Source organism: Streptomyces sp., from assembly GCF_036566765.1.
GTDB lineage: Bacteria > Actinomycetota > Actinomycetes > Streptomycetales > Streptomycetaceae > Streptomyces.
This window is the reverse complement of record NZ_DATCVQ010000649.1, coordinates 1-16346: the sequence shown is the minus strand read 5'-3', so window position 1 is coordinate 16346 and position 16346 is coordinate 1. Positions and strand designations below refer to the sequence as shown.

The following is a 16346-nucleotide window of genomic DNA, read 5'->3' as shown; positions in this document are numbered from 1 at the left end:
CGCCGCGCCTCCTCCCCGAGCCGGTCGCCCGCCGCCGTCAGGACGCGGTCCCGCAGCAGCAGCGCCGCGCCGGCCCAGCCGTTGCCGTCTTCCCCGTCCCGCGCCGCCTCGCGCGCCCGGTCCGCGGCGAAGGCCAGCTCGTACGGCAGCACGCCCGGATCCGGTGGCACCAGCGCGGCCAGGTCCGTGAACACGTCGCGGTGGTCCAGCTGCGGCGGGCCGGGCGGCGGGGGCATGCCCTCGGGGGACGCGGCGACGTAGGCCGCCGTGTGCCGGCCGGGCTCCGCGCGCGCCGGCAGTTCGGCCAGCGCCCCCAGCAGCCGCCGGGCCGACGCGGAGGTGAGCTGCGGGACGTCCTCGGCGTCGGCCGCGCAGGCCGCCGCGACCTTGTCGGAGAGCGACGCCCAGCGCTCGTCGGCGGCATGGAAGCGGTCGTGCGCCCGCATCAGTGCCCGGTACACCTCGGGGTCGAGCAGCCGCAGCGCGCCGACCGGCGTGCCGAGGCCGCCCATGTCCGTGTCCCGCTTCCGGGTCGCCTTGACGACGGCGCAGACGCCGCCGGAGCGGTGGCTGAGCACCGGCCCGCCGGACAGCCCGTGGTTCACCTCGCCGCCGGTCAGCTCGACCATGGGGCCGCCCTGGAAGGACTGCCGGCCGCCGGCGGTGAGGAGCGTCGTCCGCTCAGCCGGGGCGTGTCGCTCGTACACGTTCGAGAAGCCGACCGCCGTCAGCGCCGCGCCCGAGGCCGGCGGCAGGGTGTCGGCGTCCAGCCACACGCAGGGATGCCGGGCCGGCGGCTCGGGCAGCTCCACGATCGCCAGATCCGGGTACGGCCACAGCCCGTCGCCCCGGGCCGGGGCCGAGGCCGCCCGGAGCACGCCCTCGTACTCCGTGCCGCACCAGAGCACCGGCACGCGCGCCCCCGGCTCCGCTCCCGCGACATGCGCGCAGGTCACCACGTACCCGGGCGCGACGAAGAAGCCGGTGCCCCGCGTCACGCCTGTGACGAGGACACGGCAGGCCTCCAGATGGGCCTGGAGCCGGGACAGCGGGTGCTGTCTGCTCATGGCGCCGTGCGGGTGGGGTCGCTCATGGTGACGTCCGGCGACGGTGCGCGTTCAGTTCTGCGCCGAGGAGGGCGAGGGCAGGGTCGGGGTCGGTGCGGCCGACTGCGCCGAGCCGTTCCAGGTCAGCGTCACCTTGAAGGCCGCCTTGCCGCTGCCGCCCACCAGCGCTGCCACGACGCCGCTCTCGCCGGCCGCCAGCTCCAGGCCGAACTCCACGCTCACCTCGTCCGGGCGGGCCGTCGCCACCGCGTCGCGCACGTTCGTGGCCACGACCTGCAGGGACTCGTGGAAGCCGTGCAGCTTCTCCGCGAACCGGTCGCCGAGCCCGGAGTCGCTCGGCCCGTCGTCCTCGGCCACGGTGGCCCAGATGAACCGGCCGTCCGGCATCTCCAGCTGTACGAGCTGCGACGACATCGAACTCATCCCCCTCAACTGCCCTGTGCGACGGTCAACATGGTAGGGACCCGGCGCGGGCCGAGGGAGGAGATTACGCCAACCCCCGCCCGTACCGTGCCCAGCACGCGCGCTCGGCCCGAAGCGGCCCGCCCCCGTCCGAGATGCGCCGCCCCACCGCCCGGGAGCATCCTGGCTGTGTGACCAGGTCCGGCGCGGCCGGGCCCGTCCCCACGGTCGAGATCACCTCGGACCGACTAGGGACGGCCCCCGGGAGCGCGCACGCCGACGGACTCGTCCCGCACGGGCTGCCCATGGCGCTCGCGGGTGCGACGGTGCAGGCCGTCGAGTCCGTCGGCGGCTCCGCGGGCGGTGTCTACCTGCGCTCCGGCACCCCGGGCCTGCTGCGCCTGGCGCTGCTCGCCGGGCTGCCCGGGCCGCTGTTCCGGCCCTGGTGGCGGATGCACGTGAACCGGCCCTTCCCGGTGGCCGAGGTGCACCGCTCCGGGCAGCCCGTGTACCTGGCGGACGCCGAGGAGGCCATGCGGCAGTTCCCGCAGCTCGTGGCCAGCCTCCCGTTCCCCTTCGGCTCGCTGTACGCGCCCGTGGTGCACGACCGCGAGCAGTTCGGCGTGCTCGTGGTGCTGCGCCCCGCCACCCCCGGGATCCCGGTCGACGCGGCCGATCGCCGCCGGATGACGGAGGCGGGGCTGCGGCTCGGCGCGGAACTCGCCGAGCTCGTCGCCGAGGGCCGGCCGGTCCTCTGGGACACCGAGCCGGTGTGCGTCCAGCTGCCGTCCGTGACCACCCCGCCGCTCCGGGTCGGCTACTTCGACTGGGACCTGACCACCGGGGCCGTCGCCGCCGACGAGGGCCTCTGCGCGATCCTCGGCATCGTCCCCGGCACCTTCCCCGGCACCGTCGAGGCCCTGGCGGAGCGCCTCGCCCCCGAGGACGCGTACGGGCTGTGGGCGCTGGCCCGCCAGGCCGCCGAGTCCGGGGCCATCGCCGCGCGGCGGATGCGGCTGCTCGGCCCCGACGGCCGCTCGCACCTCCTTGAGGTGGCCGCCCGCGCCGACCCGCCCGACAGCGCGGGCACCCGCATGACGGGCTTCCTGGTCGACCTGGGCACCGTACCGGTCGGCTCCGACGCCACCGAGCGGGTCCCGCGGGCCGTCGTCGCCATCGACCGCCTCGGCCGGATCACGTACGCCAACCGGCACACCGAGGACCTGCTGCGGCTGCCCCGCGCCCGGCTGGTCGGCCGGCTGCTGCGGGACGCCGTGCCGTGGTTCGGGAACCCCGCGCACGAGGAGAGCCTGCGGGCGGCGCTGATCTCCGACGAGTCCGTGCACTTCCTGGCCAGCCCGGCCGCGGACGAGTGGCTGTCGGTCTCGCTCTACCCCGGCCACGACGGCGTGACGATCGTCCTCGTCGAGGGCGAACAGCCGGACTACCGGCCCGGATCGGTCACCAGCCCCGGCCCCGGGATCGGCTCGCCCGCGGACCGGGCGGCCTCGCTGTACCGGCCGGTCGCCCTGGCGATCGCCCTCTCCGAGGCGGTGACGGCCCGTCAAGTGTCCGCCGTCGTCACCGAGGAGCTGCTGCCGGCCTTCGGCGGCCGCCAGCTCGCGATCTACCTGCTGAGCGATCGTCACCTCTACCTCGCCTGGGAGACCGGGTTCCCGAAGGGCTTCCTGGATGGCTTCGACGGGGTCGGGCTCGACGCCCGGCTGCCGGGCGTCGAGACGCTCACCTCCGGCCGCCCGATCTTCTTCGAGTCGATGCAGCAACTCGCCCACGCCTACCCGGACATCTCGCTCGACGCGCACACCGGAGCACGGGCGTTCCTGCCGCTCATCGCCTCCGGCCGGCCGGTCGGCTCCTGCATCCTCGGCTTCGACCAGCCGCGCGGCTTCAGCCCCGAGGAGCGCACCGTCCTCACCGCCCTCGCCGGGCTGATCGCCCAGGCCCTGGAGCGCGCCCAGCGCTACGACACCGAGGCCGCCCTCGCCCGCGGCCTGCAGGACGCCCTGCTGCCGAACCGGCTGCCGGTCCGCGACAAGGTCGACACGGTGGGCCGCTACCTGGCCGGAACGCAGGGCATGGACATCGGCGGCGACTGGTACGACGTGATCGAGACCGGCGGCGGCCGGCTCGCCCTGGTCATCGGCGACGTCCAGGGACACGGCGTGGCGGCCGCCGCGACCATGGGCCAACTCCGCAGCGCGGTACGGGCGTTCGCGATCGGCGGGCACGCGCCGCAGGACGTGGTCCGGGGCACCAACCGGCTCCTGATCGACATGGACCCCGGACAGTTCGCGAGCCTCTGCTACATCCTCCTCGACCCGGAGACCGGCGTGGCCCTGGCCGTACGGGCGGGGCACCCGCAGCCGCTGCTGCGCCACCCGGACGGGCCGACCGAGGTCCTCGACCTGCCCGGCGGGGTCGTCCTCGGCGTCGCCGGCGACGCCGTGTACCCCGTCGCCGAGCTGCGGCTCGAACCGGGGGCGGTGCTCGCGCTGTTCACCGACGGCCTCATCGAGATCCCCGGCACGGACATCGACGAGGGCATCGAGCGGCTACGCGCCTCCCTCGCCGAGCACGGCCTCGCCCCGCTCACCGAGACCGCCGACGACCTGATCCGCGAGGCCCGGCAGGCCACCGACCGGCCCGACGACATCGCCCTGCTGCTCGCCGCCCGCTGGACCGACCTGGCCTGAACTGCGCCGCGTACGCTGGGCGGTTCAGGCTGGGTCGGGGTGGGGAGCGGGCGTGCGGCTGGACGCGGTGAGCAAACGGTACGGGCGGCGGGGCTGGGTGCTCCGCGACGTCCACGCGGACCTCGCGCCCGGCGCGACGGTGGCGTTCACCGGCGGCAACGGCTCCGGCAAGTCGACCCTCCTGCGGATCCTCGCCGGAGTGAGCCGCCCGACCGGCGGCACGGTCACCGGCCGCCCGGCCGTCGTCGGCTACGTGCCCGACCGCTTCGCGCCCGAGGGCCGGCTGTCGGCCCGCGCGTACCTGACGCACATGGGCCGCATCAGGGGCCTGCGCACGGCCGAGGCCGAGGCCCGCGCCGCACGGCTGCTCGACCGGCTCGCCCTGGTCGGCGGCGCGGACGCGCAGCTGCGCACCCTGTCCAAGGGCAACGCCCAGAAGGTCGCGCTCGCCCAGGCGCTGCTCGTGCCCCCGGGGCTGCTGGTGCTCGACGAGCCCTGGTCGGGGCTCGACGCCTCCGCCCACGGCGTCCTCGCCGAGATCATGACCGAGGTCGCCGACGCCGGCGGCGCGGTGGTCTTCACCGACCACCGCGAGGCGGTGACCCGGGCGCACGCCTCCCGTACGTACGCGGTCGAGGCCGGCCGCGTACGCCCCGCAGCGCCGCGGCCCGCGCGTCTCGCGCTGACCGAGGCGGTCCTCACCCACCCGGACGACGGCCGGACTCCCGACCCGCTGGACTGGCCGACGCTCCCGGGTGTCCACTCCACCGCCGAGGAAGGAGCCGGTCTCGGCACCCGCGTCCGAGTCGAGCGCGCCCACGCCGACGCCCTCCTGCGAACCGCCCTGGACCACGGCTGGTCGGTGGCGTCCCTGACCCGCGACCCGGCGTCGGACGCAGGCGCGGCCGACTCCCGTATCCGCGGAGGCCGCGCGTGATCGCCCTCGTCCGCTACACCTTCGCGCTCGCCCTGCACAGCCAGCGCTACCTCGCCCCGCTGTTGCTCTTCACCGGCCTCATGGCCGTCCTGACGGTCAGCGGCAGCGGCCCGCTGCCACCCGCGTACGCCTCCTCCGCCGGCGCGCTGTTCGTCGCGTCCACCTGGCTGACCGTCGCCCTGTTCAGCCTGGACGAGCCGTCCCAGCGGGCCGTCCTCGCTGTGAGCGCCGGGCACGGGCTCCGGGTGCTCCTCGGCTCGGTCGCGACCGTGCTGCTCAGCTGCCTGGGGCTGAGCGTCCTCGGCCTGCTCTTCCCGCTGTGGGTCGGCTCGTACGAACCCGGGCCCGCCGATCTCGCCCTCGGCGCGATCGCCCAGCTGACCACCGCCCTGACGGGCGCCGCAATCGGCGTGCTCTGCGCGCGCCCGGTGTTCCGGCGCCAGGGGTACGCCCTCGTGGCCGCCCTCGCGCTCGTCATGACGACGCTGTTCGTGCCCGGACTGCCGCCCGTCAACCGGATGTTGCGCCTGATGGCCACCTCGTCCGACTCGGCCGCGCTGATCCCGGGCGTCCTCGGCCTGCTCGCCCTCGCGGCCGTACTGCTCGCCGCGTCCACGGCCCTCGCACACGCCGTGTCGACCCGCCGCGACTAGGGCCTGTCCGGCGGATCAGGGTCGGACATGCCCCAGGCCGTCAACGGCGGGATCACCGCCCGGATCCCGCTCCGTCACCTCACCTGGCCCGCCACGGCCGCGGCGATGAGCCCGGCGCCGACGGCGAAGGTCGTCTCGTCGTCGGGCAGGCCCTCTTCCAGAGCGGCCGCCAGGTGAGGAAGTCCCTCCAAGTCGAGGTCCGGCGCCGGTGTCTGCGGGTCCTCGGTGAGCGCGCGGCGGCGTTGTTCCTGCAGGACGAAGCCCGTGACGTAGCTCAGCAGGGTGTCACCCGCGTGCGCGGCGAGTGGGAGAGGCAGGCCCGCGGCTCGCGTGAGGCCGATCAGCCGGTCGGCCAGGACCAGGGAGTGCGGGCCGGGGACCGCGTGGCCGGCGACCAGCGCAGCCCCGTCGGGGTGGGCCAGTAGTGCGCGCCGCACGGCGTGGGCGGCGGCAGTGAGCCGCTCGGCCAGTGCCGCCGGGCCTGGGGCCGCCTGGTCGGGTCCGGGGATCTCGTCGAGGCAGGAGCCGACGATCCGGTCGGCGAGTTCGGCGAGCAGTTCGTCCTTGTCCTTCACGTGCCAGTAGATGGCCCCCACGCGCACCCCGAGACGCTCGGCGATCCGGCGGGTGGAGAGCTGGTCGAGACCGCCCTCGTCGAGCAGTTCCATCGCGGCGTCGATGACGTCCGCTCGTCGTACCGGCACGGGCCCGCCTCTCCGAATCCTGTGTGCGCCTTGACGCTTGAACAGTGCTCAGGTTAGCTTGAGCACTGTTCAACTTGAGCAGTGCTCAGGCTATCAGGCGGGCAAAGGGGAACCCAGATGGCAGACATCCAGGCACAGGTCGAGAACATACTCCGGGACCTGGTCGAGTCCGGCCGGGAATCGGGCGTGCAGGTGGCCGCGTACTTGCAGGGCGAACTCATCGTGGACGCCTACGCGGGCGAGGCGGTGGACTCCGGCTCGCTCTTGCCCAGTTACTCCACCGGCAAGGGCGTCACGTCGACCCTCGTCCACGTCCTCGCCGAGCGGGGGATGCTCGACTACGACACCCCGCTGGCCCACTACTGGCCGGAGTTCGCCGTCCATGGCAAGCACCGGGCCACCGTCCGCGACGCGCTGACCCACCGGACGGGCGTGCCGCACCTCCCCCCGGCCATCACGCCGGAGGAGCTGTTCGACTGGGACGGGATGGCGGCCCTGGTCGCCGGCCAGGAGCCGCTCTGGGAGCCGGGCAGCGCCACCGGCTATCACGGCTGGACCTTCGGATGGGTGCTCGGCGAGACCGTACGCCGCGTCACCGGGCTGACCGTCTCCGAGGCGCTGCGCACGTACGTCACCGAGCCGCTCGGTGTCGCGGACTCTCTCTTCTACGGGGTTCCCGAGGAGCACCTGGGGCGCGTGGTCCCGCTGGTGCCGGGCGGCTGGGAGGAGGCGCTCGGCCGGATCCCGTCCGCCGCTCCGTTCTTCCAGGCGATCCCCAACGCCGATGTGTGGCCGACCGCCCGCCTCGCGAACCGGCCCGGCTTCCTGCGCGCCGACCTTCCCGCCGCCGTGACCATGACCGCACGCGCCGCGGCCCGGATGTACGCCGCCCTGCTCGGCGAGGTCGACGGGGTCCGCCTTGTGCCGGCCGAACGGCTGCCGCTGCTGTACGAGATCCAGACCCGGGAGCCTGACCGGATCCTGGGCAATCCGGTCACCAAGGGTCTCGGGTACTTCCTCGACGCGGCCCCGATGGGCGGCGAGCCCACCGCGTTCGGGCACAACGGCAGCGGCGGCAGCATCGCCTTCGCCGACCCCCGTCGCGGACTCTCCTTCGCCTTCACCTGCAGCCTCCTCACGGCGGGCGCGGACGACACCTCGGCGCAGGACCTCGCCGACGCCGTCCGCGCGGCCGTGGACTGACCGCGTTCCCCGCAGGAAGCGGCCTGGCCCCGGTTCAGACCCAGTTGACCCCCGCCCGCGCGAGCAGCGGGTCGTCGACCATCTCCCACAGCGGGACCGAGACGTTGCCGGTGCGGTAGCGGCCGCCGTAGTGGAGGGCCAGGACGCGGTGGTCGGGGAGGCCGAAGACGGGGGAGCCGCTGTTGCCGCCGAGGGTGGAGCAGTCGTGGCCCATCACCAGCTCGCCGGGGGTGAACCGGGTGGCCAGGCCCGGCTGGAGGCGCTTCACGTTGTACACGTCCATGAAGATCCGCCGCATCGACTCGGGCTCGTTGCGCCGCCCGTCCCAGGCCGGGTAGCCGACCACGTACACGGTGTGGCCCGGCACGTCGGCGGGGGCGTCGGCGGCCACGGCCAGCGGGGTGGGCAGGGGGCTGCCGTCGTTCGGCGGGGCGACTCGCAGCACTGCCAGGTCGACGTCCGGGTGGACCCCGACGACCTCCCTGATCTCGTACGTGAGCAGGTCGATCCGGGCGTCGGCGGGGGCGAGCGGCAGCTCCTCGCCGGGGTCGAGCTGGGCCGACATGCCCTGCTGGAACGTCCAGCCCACGCCGTCCGTCCTGGCGAATTCCACCGCTACATGACGGTTCGTCAACACCGTGTCGGGGCCGACCAGGAACGCCGTGCCGACCCAGTCGAGCCGTGGATGGCCGCGTACCTCGACCCGGCCGACCCGGGCGATCGACTCCTGGATCCCGGCCCGGTGCGCGTCGAGCAGCGACCACTCGCCCTCCTGCGGGGCGAAGTCCTGGCCCTGGACGAGGATCGCCGGGCGGCCTTCGAGGAGGACGATCGCCTCCACCCCGAAGTACTCGTCGTCCTCGACCTCGTCCGCCCGCCCGGCGGCCAGCTTCTCCAGGCCGGTGACCCCGGCCTCCAGGACCCTGGCCCGCTCCTCGTGGGCGAAGTTCGAGATCTCGGCCGCCGGGGCCGCGCCGCCGGGCAGTTCCTCGGCCGACTCGGAGATCTCCGCCTCCAGGTTCTTCCGCACTCGTTCGGCCACCGCGCGCAGGTCGCCGAAGACCTGCTCGGGGCCGGTCGCGACCGGTGAGCCGTTGCGCATCCGGTGCCACCTCCGCGTCTCGGGCCCGGCGCGCCGGGCCGCCTGTACGCCTCCTCCGCGGCCGCCCACTCCCGGGCCGCCCGCTACTCACCTCCCTCGGAGGCCGCGCTCAGACCGGCCTGGAAGCGCATGATCTCCGTGTGCGCCTCGGGCGCCTGCGCCCGGAGACAGCCGAGGATGCTGCTGATCTGCGTGCCGACGTTCACGAAGGCGGTGCTCTTGCCCTGGAAGTCGACGTCCTTCACGTGGTGGCTGCCGCGGTGCAGCGCGACGACCTTCCAGTCGTCGGTGAGGACCGGCGAACCGGAGGAGCCCTCGCGGGTGTCGGTGTAGTACCGCAGGTCCGGCTCGCCGCCCTCGGAGACGATGTTGTTGCGCAGCGCGACCCGTTTCCGCTCGCCGGAGGGGTGCTGGATGATGTTGACCGCCACCGGCGGGTCGGTCCGGAGCACCGTCAGCGGCGTCGGGGAGATCCGCAGCGGGGGGCGGGTGAGCGGCTCGGTCAGCCGCAGCACCGCGAAGTCGAGCTTCTCGTCGCAGGCGACGAGCTCGGCGACCTCGACGGCGGAGGCCTGGACGCCGTCCTCGAAGTCGAAGTGGCACACGGCGTGCGTGGCCTGGAGTTCGAGGTCCTCCGGGGCCACCACCGGGCGCGGCTCGCCCCGGCGGCGCTCCCGGGCCACGATCACATGGTGGTTGGTGAGCAGGAGCTCCGGTGTGATCAGCCAACCGGTGCCCGCATGCGGCGAGTTGGCGGGCATCAGCTCGCCGGCCCGGTACGGGCGCACCTTGATCAGCGCGACCGCCTCGCCCGCCCGGTGCCCGCCGTGCAGGAAGCCGAAGGGGACGGTGTCGTCCCGGAGGATGATCCGTTCCTTCGTCTCCCCGCCCTCGGCGAGGTCGGGCAGGTCGGCCATGATGTCCGGCTCGCCGCCCGCGCTGCGGGCCACCTCGTCCAGGGCCTCCTGGAGCACGGCGAGCGGGCCGGGCGAGCAGGTCGCGGAGACGGCGTTGCGCAGCCAGATCTGCAGCGGGACCGACCCGTTGACCAGCCGGCCGTCGTCGTTCATCTTCGCCAGCATCCCGCGCAGCGACGCGCCCGTCTCCAACAGGGCCCGCGCGTACAGCGAATGGAACCCGGAGAGCAGCGCGTCCCGGTGCCGGTCGTCGTCCAGGCCCGCCCGCTCGGCGGCCTCGACGACCCGCTCCAGTTCCTCCGGCGGCAGGAACGGTTCGACCGCGGGCCCGCCGACGGTCGCGTCGGACAGCACCTGCGGCAGCCGCCCCCACGACCCGGTGGCGGACTCGGTCTCGGGGCCGTAGAACGACGCCCCGGCGCCCATGACGGCCGTGACCCCGGCCAGCAGGTCGCCCGCCGGGTCGTGCAGCGTGAGCAGCTGCCCGGCCAGTTCGTCGAGGGCGTCGCGCCCTCGTACGTCGGTCAGCGCGTCCCGCATCACCGGGTACTGGCCCGAGGCCGACTCGGTGGCCACACCGGCCGCGTCCAGCGCCCGCAGCAGCGCGGCGTGCAGCTCGGGCCGGGCGGCCATGACGTGCTCAAGGCGCTCCGCGAGGGCGTACAGGGCGGCGTCGTCGACGCGGGGCAGGCCGACGACGCGCAGCACCCGGCCGAGCAGCGCCGGGTCCTGCCCGGCGACCTCGGTGGCCGCCTGGCGGGCGAGCCCGGGGTGCTCGGCCAGCCGCTCGTCGGACAGGCCCCGTAGCCAGCGCGCGAGCCGGCCGATCAGCGGCGCGGCGTTCCACTTCGCCGCGGCCGCCAGCCGGATCCGGGCGATGAGAGCCCCCGTCTCCTCGAATTCCAGGCCGAGTCCGCGGGCCACGGCCTCCGCCTCCCGCAGGTCGTTGTCGGCCGTGACGTGGTCCTGCGCGTCCTCCGCGAGCCGCGCCGCGAGCCGCAGCAGCTCCAGCTGGGTCTCCGGGCGCTGCGCCGCGCGCGCCCCGTCCACCGCACGCTCGGCCGTGTCCCGCGCGTCCGCCCGCCGGCCGGCCCGCGCCAGCGTCTCGACGAGCAGCGGGTACAGCCGACTGCCCGGCGTCCACGGCTGCCGCTCGGTGAGCCTGGCCCGCGCCGCGTCGAGGTAGTTCAGCGCCAGCAGGTCCTCCACCTCCCGGGCGACGAGCCGCTCCCAGTCCTCCTGGTCCGCCTCGGCGAGGATCCGGTCCGGGGCGTGCCCGTCGTGGACGCCGAGCAGGAACGCGGCGGAGCGGCCGGACAGGTCCCGCTCCGCGCCCGCGAGGAAGCCCTTGACCGCGGGCGTCCAGCGCCGCTCCACCGCGCGCGGATCCTCGTTCAGGCGCAGCCGGTGGTAGATCTCCTCGGCGCGCGCCTCCGGGCCCTCCTGGGCGGAGAAGTACGCGACGGCCCGCTGCCCGACGGCGCGCATGAGGTCGGTGCGGGCGCTGTCCGAGAGGCGGAGCAGGATGCGCCGCAGGTCGGCGCGGTGCCGTACGGCGCCGGGCCCGGCGTCCTCCATCAGGTCCAGCCGGCCGAGCAGGCCGATCAGATCGCGGGCCTGCCGGTCCGAGCCGACGGGTACTCCGGCGGGTTCCGCGAGCACCTCGCGCAGCAGTTCGGGGGTGATCTTCCGCAGCGCGAGTCCGGCCAGGACCAGCCGGCGCAGGTCCGGCGCGGCGACGTGGTGCAGGATGCGCTCGTACAGGGTGCCCTGGATGAGCTCCTGCTCCACCGCCCGGTCCCGCTGGCGTCGCCGGGTGGGCACGCTGCCGACGTCCTCGCTCAACGCGGCGACGGATCCGTAGTGTTCGGCCGCGCGCTGCGCGAGCCGCAGGCTGAGCGGGTGGCCGCCGACCAGCTCGTACAGTTCGTCCGCCTCCCCGCCCGGCACGCCGAGGGAGGTCAGCACGGCCACCGCGGCCTGCCGGTCCAGGTCGCCCAGCGGCACGGCGACCGGTTCGAGCACGCTCGCCGGGTGTCCTACCGGCGCGCGGCCCGACACGACGAACCGCAGCCGCGGGTACGCCTTGCGCAGCGCGCCCCAGATCACCCACATGCGGCCGAGGATCGGGGAGCCGCGGTACTGGGCCTCCTCGAAGGAGTCCGTCACGACGACGAGCGGCGGCGGCGGCCCGCCGGCGGCCGGCGCGGCGGCCTCGGCGACCAGCCGGGCGACCTTGTCCGCGAGCTCCGCGTCGTGCTCGGCGGCCCGGGTGTGGAACTCCCGGGAGTACTCGCGCGCGGACGAGGCCCGGGTCGCCGACGGCCGGTACAACTGGTCCATCTGGCCGCGCTCGCCGCGCTGTTCGGCGGCCACGGCCTCGCACTCGGCGGCCAGCGCCTCGAACGCGTCACGGTGTGCCGGATACTGGACGGAGAGCTGGCGGGCCGCCTCGCCGATCACGGTGGCCGGTTCGTGGACGGAGAGCGTGGGCCGGCCGAAGTCGATGAAGGCGAACGGGAACGGGGCCTCGTCCAGCGCGTCGAGCAGGAACTTCGCGAGCAGGGTGCTCTTGCCCACGCCGCCGATGCCGTGCACCACGACGGGCGGCTCGGCCGGTTCCGGCGGCAGCGCGATGTAGTCCCGCAGCAGCTTCAGCTCGTGGGACCGCCCGTGGAAGGCGTGGCCGGGCACGAGCCGTTGCATCGGCTGGAGCAGCCGGGCCCACTGGAGGAGGCGGTGCAGGTCCGCGGGGTCCGGGAGCCGGGGGACGCCGGGCACCTGCGACAGCCAGGCCACCGCCTGCAGCGTGTCGGTGAGTTCGTCGACGCTCTGCGTGGCCAGCTGCGGCGGCACGCCGGACAGGTAGTCGAGCGCCACCCGCTCGGGGGAGGCGGTGTCCGGGAACTGTCCGATGTTCGCGGCGAGATGGCTGCGGGCGGTCTCCGGGCCGTCGAGGCCCCGCAGCGTCGCCTCCCGCACCTCCCGCTTGAGGGCCCACAGTTCGCGGCCCGGCAGCGCCTGCGCGGTGCAGTCCTCGACCAGTACGAGGGCCGCGGTCGGCCCGGCGGCGGACCCGTCGGGCAGGCGCAGCTGCTCGGGGTCGAACTCGCCGAGCAGACAGGCCGCCCTCCGGTACTCCAGGCGCAGGTCGGGCACCGGCACCGCCGCCGCGGTCCGTTCCGCCGCCAGCTCCGTGCGCAGCAGGGCGGGCAGCTCCGGGACCCGGCCGAGCGTGCGGTACAGCCGGACGGCCGTCTCCGCGGCCGTGCAGACCCGGCGCATGAAGCTCTCGCCGTTGCCCGTCCGGGCCGCTTCCAGCACGGCGGCGACGACGCCGTCCACGTCGGCCCCTGGCGCGTCGGCTGCCAGGAGCCGGGTGAAGAAGTCCCGTACCTCGTCCTCGCCGACGGCCCGGGCCGTGTCGCGGACCTCGTTCTTCCTGATCTCGTACGGGAGTTGACGGGCCTGGGCCGAGTAGCCGAGCAGGACGAGCCGGGGCACCGCGTGCGGCCGCAGGGGAGTGCTCTCGTAGACGGCGAGCGCCAGCTTGCCGATGCAGTCCCAGACGTCGGAGTCGGGGTCGAGCTTGTCGCACTCGTCGAGGACCAGCCAGTACTGCTCCCGCTCGTCCGTGGCCTTGCGGACCACGGTGTGCACGGCATCGTCGATCGCCGCCACCGGGTCGTTCCACTCCGCCCGTTCCCACAGCGGGTCCGGCGCCGCGCCGGGTTCCGTGAGGATCTCGTCGAGCCGTTCCAGGACCTTGTGGGCCGTGGAGGAGCGGGACAGGGTCACCCGCACCGGCCGGAAGCCCAGATGCTGGCCCAGGTGCCGGATGAAGCCGTACGTGTACGAGCGCCCGCTGTGCGGTTCGCCGTCCACGACCAGGACGGTCTTCTCCGGGTCGGCGACGAACTCCCGTAGCCTGGCCCGCAGTCCGGCCCGGCCGAGGAACACCTCTGTGCCGTTGCGGATCACCAGCGCCTCGAACGGGTCCTGAGCCGCGGTGTGTTCGGCCTCGTCCTGCCGCAGCCCGGCCAGCAGGCCCCGTATCTCCGCGTCCCGGTCGGGGGCGCGCAGCGCGTCGAGGCCGGCCAGCGCGTCGAGGAGCCGGCGCTGCTGCGCGATGTCCTGACGCGCCGCCCGGACCAGCGCGGTCGCGTTGCCGCCGTTGTCCTGGGTGAGCGGGAGTTCGCCGACGAACCCGGCGGGGAACCCGAAAGTGGTCAGTCGGGCCCGGGGATCGGGGGTGTCGAGGAGATGGTCCCGCACCCACGAAGTGACCAGGTCCCATTCCGTATTGGTGAGCGGCATACCGCACCTGCCCGACGTGTCGTCCCTCCCATGCTTTCACCGGGTGGGAGGGGCCGCAACGCGACCCGGAACGCAGCTCGCCGCGCGCCGGCGGCCCCGCTCAGGGCTCGATGACGATGTCCTCGTACGACTCCAGCCGCCGCCAGCGCTCCTCCGGCGCGCGCGGCACCGGCATCAGGTCGACGTCCGGCAGCGGGCCGAACTCCAGCTCGGTGATCTCGGCGACGTCCGACACCGGCACCTGGTACGTCCGGAACGGGCCCAGCGGCGGCGGCGCGCCGGCCTTCGCACCGACGAGCGCGCGGTCGGCGTCGCGGCTGAGGTCGGGGCTCTGGTCGAGCACGAACGCGATCGCGGCCAGCGCCCCGTCCTGCATGAACGTGACGACCTTCCAGAACCGCAGCGGGACCTGGATGCCGCGGTAGGGCGGGTCGGAGTCCTGGAGCACCGGGCCGGCGAGCACGACGAGGCGGCGGTCGAACACGGCCGTGTGGTCGAGGAGGTGGTTCTCCAGGCCCTGCCAGATCTTCCTGCCCTGGTTGAACACGTCGGCCTGCGGGGCGGCGTTGGTGAAGTGGAAGGTGTCGGCCGCGGCGCGGTGCGCGTCGTCGGACGGCCCCCACGCCGGGTCCGGCGGGCGCACCAGATGGCCCCGGTCCAGGCTGTTGTTCCGGTAGATCTCGTCGCCGGCCTGCTGCTCCTCGGGCGCCCGCGGATCGAACTCCCAGACGTCGCCGTGGGCCACGTCCTCCAGCGACCCGTGGCCGTCGACGCACACGGCGGTCGCGGCGGCCAGCCGCCGGTCGGGCCGCAGCGCCACGGTGAAGTGGGTGTAGCGCAGGCTGACCGTCTCGATGCCGGGCCGCACGGGGAGCGGCAGCGGGACCACCGGGCCGAGGAACGCCTCGTCGTAGCCGGTGCGGTCGGACAGCGGGTCGCCCCGGCCGTCACCGCGCCGCCCGGCCGCGGGGTCCGCCTGCCCTCCGGACGGCGAGCCGTCGGAACTCTTCATACGATGGTGTTACCGCGTATCGCGGCTGGCGCTCGGCGCCCGGCCGCAGGCCACTCGATCAGCCGCCCCGCGTGAGCCCAGGCCGGCGCCGCCCTCACCCTCCTCGGGAGGCATCCCATGGCTGCCGGTCTCTCCCTCCACATCGGCCTCAACAAGGTCGATCCCGAGCAGTACGACGGCTGGGACGGCGCACTCGTGGCCTGCGAGAACGACGCCGCCGACATGGCACGGCTGGCCCGCGCGGCCGGCTTCGCCGACACCACCCTGCTCACCGAAGACGGCACCGTCGAGAACGTCACCACGGCGCTGCGCCAGGCGGGCGACAAGCTCACCGCCGGAGACATCCTCCTGTTCACGTACTCCGGCCACGGCGGCCAGGTCCCCGACCTCGCCGGCCCGGACGAGGAACCCGACGCGCTCGACGAGACCCTCGTCCTGTACGACCGGCAGTACCTCGACGACGAACTCCACGAGGAGTTCCGGCGGCTCTCGCCGGGCGTACGCATCGTCGCCCTGCTCGACTGCTGCCACAGCGGCAGCGGCATCGAGGTACGCGACATCCTCAGCCCCGACGCCATGGAGGCCCAGTTCCGCACCCGCGACCCCGCGCTCGTCGTGGGCGCGTCGCGGCTCATGCCCGTCTACAAGCAGGACGAGATCTACGCCCGCGACCGGGGCTTCTTCGAGGAGCTGCAGCGCTCGCTCAAGAACGGCGCCGGGAAGGCGCCGGAACCCGCTGCGGTGCTGATCTCCGCCTGCCAGGACAACCAGCTCGCCGCCGACGGCCCGGTGAACGGCGCGTTCACCGAGACGCTGCTCCAGGTCTGGGGCGACGGCGCGTACCGCGGCGGGTACCGCTCCTTCCACCGGGCCGTCCAACGCCGGATGCCGGCAACCCAGAGCCCGAACCTCTACACGACGGGCGCCCCGACGCCGGTGTTCCTGAGCCAGCGCCCGTTCACGATCTGAGTCCCGCGAGGTTCAGGGCGCCGCGAGTCCGCGGCCCGCGCCCAGCGCCGTCGCAAGCTGGGCGCGCGAGCGCACGTCCAGCTTCTGGTAGATCCGGGTCAGCCGGGCCTCCACCGTCTTGACGCTCAGGAACAGCTTGGCCGCCGCCTCCTGATTGCTCGCCCCCTGGCCGACCAGCAGCGCGAGCCGCTGCTCCGCCTCGGTGAGCGAGGCGAGCGTCACCTCGCCCGCCGGGGCCGGCTCCGCGGGCGTTCGGGCCGACGGGGTCTCCGCGGCGAGCGCCAGCCACGGCGTCGCGCCCGCCCGCTCGAACACCCCGGCCGCCGTCTGCAGGGCGCTCTGCGCCGCC

The 16346-nt window shown here is 74.6% G+C and carries 12 protein-coding genes; 5 read left to right on the top strand and 7 right to left on the bottom strand.

The genetic code is table 11. From position 1 onward, the window contains the following. Together VIU94_RS37705 and VIU94_RS37700 are read right to left on the bottom strand one after the other, a co-directional pair. The coding region (locus tag VIU94_RS37705) for a S1 family peptidase (RefSeq protein WP_331918921.1) at positions 1-1067 on the bottom strand (1067 nt) is incomplete at its 3' end. Between the two features lie 51 nt (positions 1068-1118). After that, positions 1119-1481 (bottom strand): CU044_2847 family protein, encoded by a 363-nt coding sequence (locus VIU94_RS37700; protein ID WP_331918919.1) that lies wholly within the window; start codon positions 1479-1481, stop codon positions 1119-1121. A 143-nt stretch (positions 1482-1624) separates the two neighbouring features. Here VIU94_RS37700 and VIU94_RS37695 point away from each other — a divergent pair, with 143 nt between their 5' ends. The 3 genes from VIU94_RS37695 to VIU94_RS37685 are packed head-to-tail and all read left to right on the top strand — an operon-like array spanning position 1625 to position 5773. Then, complete coding sequence (locus VIU94_RS37695; RefSeq protein WP_414721076.1) at positions 1625-4183, top strand: SpoIIE family protein phosphatase; 2559 nt, start codon at positions 1625-1627, stop codon at positions 4181-4183. A 52-nt stretch (positions 4184-4235) separates the two neighbouring features. Then, complete coding sequence (locus VIU94_RS37690) at positions 4236-5120, top strand: ATP-binding cassette domain-containing protein (RefSeq protein ID WP_331918917.1); 885 nt, start codon at positions 4236-4238, stop codon at positions 5118-5120. Next, complete coding sequence (locus tag VIU94_RS37685; protein ID WP_331918916.1) at positions 5117-5773, top strand: hypothetical protein; 657 nt, start codon at positions 5117-5119, stop codon at positions 5771-5773. The genes VIU94_RS37690 and VIU94_RS37685 overlap by 4 nt, the downstream gene beginning before the upstream one ends. Positions 5774-5847: 74 nt before the next feature. On the opposite strand, the gene VIU94_RS37680 is transcribed toward VIU94_RS37685, so the two are convergent. Further along, positions 5848-6477: a TetR/AcrR family transcriptional regulator gene (locus VIU94_RS37680; RefSeq protein ID WP_331918915.1), complete on the bottom strand. Its 630-nt coding sequence runs from the start codon at positions 6475-6477 to the stop codon at positions 5848-5850. 117 nt (positions 6478-6594) lie between these two features. On the opposite strand from VIU94_RS37680, the gene VIU94_RS37675 reads away from it, so the two are divergent. Then, the gene (locus VIU94_RS37675; protein WP_331918913.1) at positions 6595-7680 is read left to right on the top strand and encodes a serine hydrolase domain-containing protein; all 1086 of its coding nucleotides are present in this window, start codon (positions 6595-6597) and stop codon (positions 7678-7680) included. A gap of 34 nt (positions 7681-7714) precedes the next feature. On the opposite strand, the gene VIU94_RS37670 is transcribed toward VIU94_RS37675, so the two are convergent. The 3 genes from VIU94_RS37670 to VIU94_RS37660 all read right to left on the bottom strand — a co-directional run bounded on the left by VIU94_RS37670 (position 7715) and on the right by VIU94_RS37660 (position 15028). Further along, the gene (locus VIU94_RS37670) at positions 7715-8782 is read right to left on the bottom strand and encodes a trypsin-like serine peptidase (protein ID WP_331918911.1); all 1068 of its coding nucleotides are present in this window, start codon (positions 8780-8782) and stop codon (positions 7715-7717) included. 83 nt (positions 8783-8865) lie between these two features. Further along, entirely contained in the window at positions 8866-14016 is a 5151-nt protein-coding gene (locus VIU94_RS37665; RefSeq protein ID WP_331918909.1) for a trypsin-like peptidase domain-containing protein, read from the bottom strand. A 100-nt stretch (positions 14017-14116) separates the two neighbouring features. Further along, the gene (locus tag VIU94_RS37660; RefSeq protein ID WP_331918907.1) at positions 14117-15028 is read right to left on the bottom strand and encodes a DNA/RNA non-specific endonuclease; all 912 of its coding nucleotides are present in this window, start codon (positions 15026-15028) and stop codon (positions 14117-14119) included. A gap of 117 nt (positions 15029-15145) precedes the next feature. Between VIU94_RS37660 and VIU94_RS37655 the strand changes: the two genes are divergently transcribed. Next, the gene (locus VIU94_RS37655) at positions 15146-15997 is read left to right on the top strand and encodes a caspase family protein (RefSeq protein ID WP_331918905.1); all 852 of its coding nucleotides are present in this window, start codon (positions 15146-15148) and stop codon (positions 15995-15997) included. Between the two features lie 12 nt (positions 15998-16009). Here VIU94_RS37655 and VIU94_RS37650 read toward each other — a convergent pair. Beyond that, positions 16010-16346: response regulator transcription factor (locus VIU94_RS37650; protein ID WP_331918903.1), on the bottom strand; the 337-nt coding region annotated here is incomplete at its 5' end.